General features: G+C 68.7%; 5 protein-coding genes. 4 read left to right on the forward strand and 1 reads right to left on the reverse strand.

Translation table 11 applies throughout. The features are described from left to right. From addB to AX681_RS22030, 4 genes are all read left to right on the forward strand, one after another. A partial coding sequence (gene addB, locus AX681_RS14265) for a double-strand break repair protein AddB (RefSeq protein WP_066682409.1) occupies nt 1–2,711 on the forward strand: 2,711 nt, incomplete at its 5' end. After that, a complete protein-coding gene (addA, locus tag AX681_RS14270; protein ID WP_066682411.1) occupies nt 2,692–6,102 on the forward strand; it encodes a double-strand break repair helicase AddA in 3,411 nt (1,136 codons plus the stop codon). The genes addB and addA, both read left to right, overlap by 20 nt. Nucleotides 6,103–6,154: 52 nt before the next feature. Beyond that, nucleotides 6,155–6,481: a thioredoxin gene (trxA, locus tag AX681_RS14275; RefSeq protein WP_066664623.1), complete on the forward strand. Its 327-nt coding sequence runs from the start codon at nt 6,155–6,157 to the stop codon at nt 6,479–6,481. After that, the gene (locus tag AX681_RS22030; RefSeq protein WP_156442938.1) at nt 6,478–7,068 is read left to right on the forward strand and encodes a hypothetical protein; all 591 of its coding nucleotides are present in this window, start codon (nt 6,478–6,480) and stop codon (nt 7,066–7,068) included. The genes trxA and AX681_RS22030 overlap by 4 nt, the downstream gene beginning before the upstream one ends. Here AX681_RS22030 and argJ read toward each other — a convergent pair. Then, nucleotides 7,065–8,135, reverse strand: a 1,071-nt coding sequence (argJ, locus tag AX681_RS14280) for a bifunctional glutamate N-acetyltransferase/amino-acid acetyltransferase ArgJ (protein WP_066682413.1), incomplete at its 5' end; no start/stop codon positions are given. The two genes, AX681_RS22030 and argJ, sit on opposite strands and share 4 nt — an antisense overlap.

Here is an 8,135-nt window from a genome sequence, read left to right on the forward strand (position 1 = left end):
AGGCGGCGGGGCCGTTTCTGGATCCGGCCGACGATGACGCGCCGATCCCGCCCGCGGTCGATCCGTTGCAGCGGCGGATGATCCTGGCGCGGCTGATCGAGGCGCATGACCGCAGCGTCGATGCGGCGGAGGCGGTGCGGCTGGCGGGGGATCTGGGGCGGACGCTCGACCAGATGCTGGTCGAGGAGATTGCACCGAGCGCGCTGCGCGACGTGGTGCTGCTCGATCATTTGACGGTGCATTGGCAGCGTGCGCTCGACCTGTTCGAGATCGTTCTGGAGAAATGGCCGCAAGAGCTGGAAAAGCTTGGCCGGATCGATCTGGCGGAGCGGCGTAATCGGCTGCTCGACCGGGTTGCGAAGCGCTGGAGCGCGGAGCCGCCCGAGCGTTTCGTGTGCGCGGCGGGGATTACCACGAGCGCGCCCGCGATCGCGCGGCTGCTGCGCGTGGTGGCGGGGCTGCCGCAGGGGCAGGTGGTGCTGCCGGGCGTCGATTTGGCGATGGCGGACGAGGAATGGGCGATGCTGGGGCCGTTCCCGGCGGACTCCGCGAGCGGGCGGCGCAAACGCAGCCTGGAGACGCATCCGCAATTCCATCTGAAGCTGTTGATCGACCGAATGGGCGTGCAGCGCGGCGAGTTCGAGACGTGGCGCGTCGCGACCGAACTGGACGCGCCACCCGCGCGCAGCAAGGCGATTGCGAGCGCGATGATGCCCGCGGAGCGCACGACAGTGTGGAGCGACCTGCCCGCGGGCGAGCGGCGATTGGCGGGGGTGCGCGCGTTGGAAGTCGCGACTCCGGCGGAGGAGGCGCAGGGGATTGCGCTGGCGCTGCGGCAGGCGTTGGAAGAGCCGGGGCGCACGGCGGCGCTGGTGACGCCGGATCGCGCTCTGGCCAAGCGGGTCGCGGCGCATTGCGCGCGCTGGGGCATTGCGATCGACGATTCCGCCGGGTCGCCGCTGGCGATTCTGCCGCCGGGGACGCTGTTGCTGGCGCTGGCCGAGGCGGCGGCGCAGAGCTTTGCGCCGATGGCGTTGCTGGCGCTGCTCAAGCATCCGCTGGTGCGCGCGGGCGAGGCGCGGATCGGGTGGCTGGAACAGGTTCGGTCGCTCGACCTCGCACTGCGTGGGCCGCGACCGCCTGCCGGGCTCGCGGGAGTGGCGGCACATCTGGCCGATCCCGAGGGCCATGACGCGCGGACGCGGGCGCGAGCGATCGAGCCCTGGGCGGAGATCGCGGCGCTGCTGGAGCCGATCGAGGCGGCGTTTGCGGCGGAGATGGTGCCGCCTGCCGCTTTGCTGGCGCAGCTGCGCGAATGTGCCGAGCGGCTGTGCGGCGAGCGGCTATGGGCGGGCGTCGACGGGCGTGCTGCGGCGGCGTTGCTCGACGATCTTGAGCGCGAGGCGGTGCATGGCCCCGCGCTGATCGCCCCGGCGAGCCTGCCTGCCTTGCTGCGGACATTGATGGACGAGGTGGCGGTGCGACCGCCACAGGGTGGGCATCCGCGTCTTGCGATTCTGGGTGTGATCGAGGCGCGGTTGCATGCTGCCGATCTGCTGGTGCTTGGCGGGTTGAACGAAGGGGTTTGGCCGGGGCTGCCCGCGCCCGACCCGTGGCTGGCACCGCGTATCCGCAGCGAGCTTGGCCTGCCGGGGCTGGAGCGGCGGATTGGCCTCGCGGCGCATGATCTGGCGCAGGGGCTGGGCGCGCGCGAAGTGCTGCTGACGCGGGCGAAGCGCGATGCGGGGGCGCCGACGATCGCGTCGCGCTTCTGGTTGCGGCTGGAGGCGCTGTCGGGCGGGCTGGAGCGGGCGAGCGAGTTGGAGGCCTGGGCGCGCGCGATCGATGTGCCGGGCGAGCACAAGCCGGTGGCGCGGCCCGAGCCCTGCCCGCCGGTGGCGATCCGGCCGCGATCGATTCCGGTGACCGATGTCGACCGGCTGAAGGCTGATCCCTATGCCTTTTACGCCAAGCGCATGCTGCGGCTGCGCCCGCTCGATCCGGTCGATGCCGATCCGAGCGCGGCGTGGCGCGGGACGGCGGTGCATGACGCGCTGGAGCAATGGGCGCGCCACGATGGCTGTGACCCCGACGCGCTGGAGCCGCGCGTGCTGGAGATGCTGCGCGCGGCGCATCCCATGATGCGCGCGCTGTGGCAGCCACGGTTGATCGAGGCGGTGCGCTGGATCGTGCGCGAGACGGCGGCGCATCCGGCGCGGCGTATCATGGCGGTGGAGCAGGAGGGCGGGATCGACATTGCCGGGGTGCGGCTGACCGGCAAGTTCGACCGGATCGACGCGATGGGCGACGGGACGATCGGGATTGTCGACTACAAGACCGGCCAGCCGCCGAGCACCAAAGCGGTGCGCGCGGGATATAGCTTGCAGCTGGGCCTGCTGGGTCTGATCGCCGAGCGCGGTGGGTTTGCCGGGATCTCAGGTCGGGCGAGCTGTTTCGAATATTGGTCGCTGGCGCGCAAGAATGGCGAGTTCGGCTATGTCGCGACGCCGGTCGATCCGGCGGAAAAATATGGGCGGATGAAGCCCGAGGAATTCGTGCCGACTGCGGCGGAGAATTTCGCCGATACGGCGGGTCGCTATCTGACCGGGAGTGAGGCGTTCACCGCCAAGCTGCACCCCGAATATGCGCCCTATTCCGATTACGACCAGTTGATGCGCCGGGACGAATGGTATGGCCGTGAGCGGCGCTAAAATCTCCGCACTTCCGCCGCTCGCCGGGAGCCAGGGCGCGGCGTCGCAGCCCGAGGCGAGCGTGTGGCTGTCGGCGAGCGCGGGGACGGGGAAGACGCAGGTGCTGGCGGCGCGGGTGTTTCGCCTGTTGCTGCGCGGGGTCGATCCGGGCGCGATTTTGTGCCTGACCTTTACCAAGGCGGGCGCGGCGGAGATGGCGGCGCGGGTGAGCGGGCGGCTCGCCTATTGGGTGCGGGCGAAGCGGACCGAGCTGTTTGCCGATCTGGAGGCGCTGGGCGAGCCTGCAGACGATGATCAGATTGCGCTGGCGCGGACGCTGTTCGCCAAGGTGCTGGATGCGCCGGGCGGGGGCCTTCGCATCCAGACGATCCACAGTTTCTGCCAGACCTTGCTGTCGGCCTTTCCGGTCGAGGCGGGGCTGACGCCGGGGTTCCGGCCGCTGGAGGCGCGCGAGGAAGCGGCGCTGGCGCGCGAGGCGCTGGCGGAGATGCTGGTGACCGCCGAGCGCGAGGGACGCGGATGGGTGATCGATGCGGTCGGCGCGCTGAGCCTGCGGCTGGGCGAGGGCAAGGCCGAGGCGTTTCTGAGCGCCTGTGCCCGTGCACCCGACGCGATGGCGGCGATGCCGAGTGGGATCCAGCCATGGTTGCGGCGCGCGTTCGGGCTGCCTTCGGGCGATGTCGCGGCGGAAGCACAGCGCTGGTGCGATGACGAAGATTTCGACACTGACGCGGTGCGCCGTCTTGCGGATGCCAACCACGCCTGGAAAACCGCGACCGGAGACAAGGATGCTGCGATAGCCGAGCGCTGGCTCGCGGCTGATCCCGCCGGGCGATTTGAGCAACTGCGCGACCTCAGCCTTATCGCCCTGAAGAAGGACGGCGATTTCCGGGTATTCAAGGGTAAGCTGCTAACGCTCGAACCAGATTATGCAGAACTGGCAACCGCACTCGGCGAGGCGTGTATCGCGGTACAGGGGATGGTGGCGCGGGCGGGCTATGTCGATTGCCTGGCGCAGGGGCTGGAGGCGGGGCGTGAGTATGCGGCGACTTACACGGCGGCGAAGCGGCGCGCGGGGGCGGTCGATTTCGACGATCTGATCGGCAAGGCGGTGGCGCTGCTCGAACAGCCGGGGATGGGCGACTGGATCCGCTACAAGCTGGATCAGGCGACCAGCCATGTCCTGATCGACGAGGCGCAGGATACCAATGTCGCGCAATGGCGGATCGTGCGCGCGCTGGCCGACGAGTTCTTTGCCGGCGAGGGGGCGCATGGCGAGGAGGTGCGGACGATCTTTGCGGTCGGGGATTACAAGCAGGCGATCTTTGGGTTTCAGGGCACCGACCCGGTCAATTTCCGCGCGGCGCAGACGCATTTCGATACGCGCGCGGCGGGGGCACTGGATACGCTGTCGCTGGTGCACAGCTTCCGATCGACTGCGCCGGTGCTGGAATTTGTCGATGCCGCGATCGGCGCGCTGCCGCCGCCGGGGATGGGCGCGTTTGCCGAGCCCGAGCCGCATGCCAGCCGGGTCGAGGGGCCGGGGACGGTGACGCTATGGCCGCCGGTGGTGACGGGCGGCGACCCGGACGACGAAGAGAGCTGGATCGACGATGCGACGCGCGAACTGGCCAACCGGATCGCGCGGCAGATCCGGGAGTGGATCGGCACGCTGGAGCTGGAGAGCAAGGGGCGCGTGCTGCGGCCCGAGGATGTGATGATCCTGGTGCGGCGGCGCGGCGAACTGGCGGGGCTGATCGTCGCGCGGCTTTATGCCGAGGGGGTGCCGGTGGCGGGGGTGGACCGGCTGCGGCTCAATGCGCCGCTGGCGGTGCAGGATCTGCTCGCGGCGGTGCGGTTTGCGTTGCAGCCGGACGATGATCTGTCGCTTGCGGCTTTGCTGGTGTCGCCGCTGATCGGGTGGACGCAGGACGAGCTGATGGTCGCGGCGATGCGCGAGCGCGGGAGCCTGTGGCGGCATTTGCGCGCGACGCAGACGCCGGAGCGGCTGGAGCCGCTGTTCGGGCTGCTGGCGCGGGCCGATTTCATGACGCCGCACCGGTTCCTGGAGGCGATCCTGACCGGGCCGATGGATGGGCGGCGCAAGCTGCTGCACCGGCTGGGAGCAGAGGCGCTCGATCCGATCGAGGAGTTGCTGACGGCGGCCTTGGGGTTCGAGGGGGTGGCGACGCCGACGTTGCAGCGTTTCCTCGACTGGTTCGACCGGGGCGATGTCGAGATCGTGCGCGATGCGGCGCAACCGCAGGCGGCGGTGCGGGTGATGACCGCGCATGGGGCGAAGGGGTTGCAGGCGCCGCTGGTGATCCTGGCCGATGCGACGGCGGACCCGGTGGCGGGCAATCGCGGCGATTTCGTCGAGTGGCAGCCGGATGAGTTTCCGGAGAAGATCCCGGTGTTTCGTCCGGGCAAGGCCGAGCGCGGCGGGCCGGTCGATGCGGCGGTGAGCGCGGCGGAGGCGCGCGAGCTGGAGGAGCATTGGCGGCTCTTCTACGTTGCGGCGACGCGGGCGGAGGAGCGGCTGGTGATCGCGGGGGCGCTGGGGCCGAAGGCGAAGGGTGAGCCGCCGGAGTTGAGTTGGTACACCGCGGCTGCTGCCGGGCTGGATGCGCTGGGCGTGCCGGAGGGCGAGGGGGAGCGGAGCTTTACCGGGCTGGCACCAACGCGGGCGGTGCCGCGCAAGGCGGTTGTGCCGGATGCAGGAGAGGCGGCGGGTGCGGTGCCCGATTGGGCGCGGTGCGCAGCTCCGGTCGAGGCGCGACCGCCGCGGCCGCTGGCGCCGTCTTCGTTGGGGGAGGATCTGGTCGCCGATCCGCCGCCGGCTGCGGCGCTGCGTGCGGCGGCGGAGCGCGGGCGGTTGATCCATGCCTTGCTGGAGCGGCTGCCGGTGGTTGCTGCCGAGCGGCGCGCCGAGGTTGCGGAGCGCTGGCTGGCGGGGGCAGGCGGCGTTGCGGATGCGGGCGAGCGGGCCGAGCTGGCGCGTGCGGCGCTGGGGGTGCTGGCCGAGCCGCGCTTTGCCGAATTGTTCGGGCCGGAGGCGCTGGCCGAGGCGCCGGTTGCGGCGGTGGTCGGGGGCGGGCATGTCGTGTCGGGCACGGCCGACCGGCTGCTGGTGACCGACGGCCGGGTGCTGGTGGTGGATTTCAAGACCGGGCGGCGCGCACCGGGATCTCTGGGCGATGTGCCGCCCTATCATGTGCGGCAGATGGCGGCCTATGTCGCGGCGCTGGAGGTGATTTTTCCGGGGCGCGAGGTGGTCGCAGGGCTGCTCTACACGGCGGGGCCGGTGCTGTTCGAACTGCCCGCCGATCTGGTCGCGGCGCACAAGCCGGGCTTCGCAGGCAGCGAACAAAGCTTGGCACTCGATGCTTGAGACGGGCGGCTGCCGACCCTAGTTAGGCAGCAACACATAGGAGATTTGAGACATGGCGAAGGCCGTTACCGACGAGAGCTTTGCAACCGACGTGCTGCAGTCCGACAAGCCCGTGATCGTGGATTTCTGGGCGGAATGGTGCGGCCCGTGCAAGATCATCGGCCCGAGCCTGGAAGAGCTGGCCGAGGAGCTGGCCGACAAGGTCACGATTACCAAGCTGAATATCGAGGAAAATCCCGATACGCCGGGCCAGCTCGGCATTCGCGGCATTCCGACGCTGTTCGTCTACAAGGACGGGCAGAAGGTCGCGCAGCAGGTGGGGATTGCTGAGATCAACACCAAGTCCAAGCTGAAGGCGTGGATCGAGAGCGTGGTGTGATCAGACGCTGGTTAATCGGGCTTGGCGGTATCGTCGCCTTGTTCGCCAGCTTGATTGGATGGGGCGCGTGGGCCGGAAGCGGCTCCGCGCCCTATTTTGTTTCCTCGAGTTTCGATGGAGTGTGGCGGATTGCGACCGGAGATGATCCGACGACACGTTGCTATCGGCGTGAGACACATGGCGGTACCCCGGTGCTGGGATCCATCGGAACGCGCCTCTGCCACGAGCTAGATGCACCGAAGCGCTTTAGGGGGATCTTTTTTGACGAGTTCGAAGGACAGCTATTCATAGAGGGTTCGCCACCGGGACCGCCATATCGTGAGCCGCAAGAGCGGGTTTGGCCATCGTTCGATGGCGCGACGACGTTTGATAAAGGCACGAAAAATACGCTGATTGATGATGGATCGGGCAGTACTCGCGTGTTCGAGATCGAGTTTATCGGTCGAAAGACCTCTCGCAAGGGACGCTATGGCCATTTTGGCATGTCCCAGCATGAGGTCGTAATTGATCGTGTGGTGCGTCTTCGCCTTTTGCATAAGGTGGAAGGATATGCGGACTCCAATTTGTTGATCCGACGGAAGTATTAGCTCCGATAGTCCGCGTTGATCGAGATGTAGCCGTGGGTCAGATCGCAGGTCCACACGGTGGCGCGGCCTTCGCCCAGGCCCAGATCGACGCCGATTTCGATGTCCTGGCCCTTGAGATGCGCGGCGACGGGGGTTTCGTCATAACCTTCGACCGCGAGGCCGCCTGAGGCCACCTGCACACCGCCGAAGGTGATCGCGAGCTTGTCGCGCTCGGCGGGTTCCCCGGCCTTGCCGACGGCCATGACGATGCGACCCCAGTTCGCGTCCTCGCCGGCGATGGCGGTCTTAACCAGGGGAGAATTGGCGATGCTGAGCGCGATGCGGTGGGCGCTGGCGTCGCTCTCCGCGCCTTCGACATCGATGCGGATGAACTTCGACGCGCCCTCGCCGTCGCGGACCACGAGATGGGCGAGTTGAAGGCAGAGGTCGGCGAGCGCGGCGCGGAAGGCGTCGGCGCCGTCGCTGTCGTCATCGGTGAGCGGCGCGTTGCCTGCGGTGCCGGTGGCGAAGGCGAGGACGGTGTCGCTGGTCGAGGTGTCGCTGTCGACGGTGATGCAGGAGAAGCTCTTGCGGTTGGCGTCGGACAGGGCGCGCTGGAGGAAGGCGGGATCGACCGCGGCGTCGGTGAAGATATAGCCGAGCATCGTCGCCATGTCGGGGGCGATCATGCCGCTGCCCTTGATGATCCCGACCAGATTGACGGTGCGGCCATCGACGATGGCGGAAGTTGCTGCACCCTTGGCGAAGGTGTCGGTGGTGCCGATGGTGTTGGCGGCATCTTCCCAGCCGCACGGTTCGGCGGTGAAGGCGGCGTCGAGGCCGGCTTCGGCCTTGTCGATCGGGAGCGGTACGCCGATGACGCCGGTGGAGGAGACGAACACGTCCGAAGGTTGGCAGTTCAGATGCCCGGCGACCCGCGCGGCGATCGCCTCGACCGCTGCGCGACCGCGATTGCCGGTAAAGGCGTTGCTGTTACCGGCATTGACGACCAGCGCCCGGGCGCGGCCGAGCGGGAGCGCGTCGCGGCACCATTCGACTTCGGGCGAGGGGCATTTGCTGGTCGTGGT

The organism is Sphingomonas sp. CCH9-E2 (assembly GCF_001557215.1).
In the GTDB taxonomy this organism is placed as follows: domain Bacteria; phylum Pseudomonadota; class Alphaproteobacteria; order Sphingomonadales; family Sphingomonadaceae; genus Sphingomonas.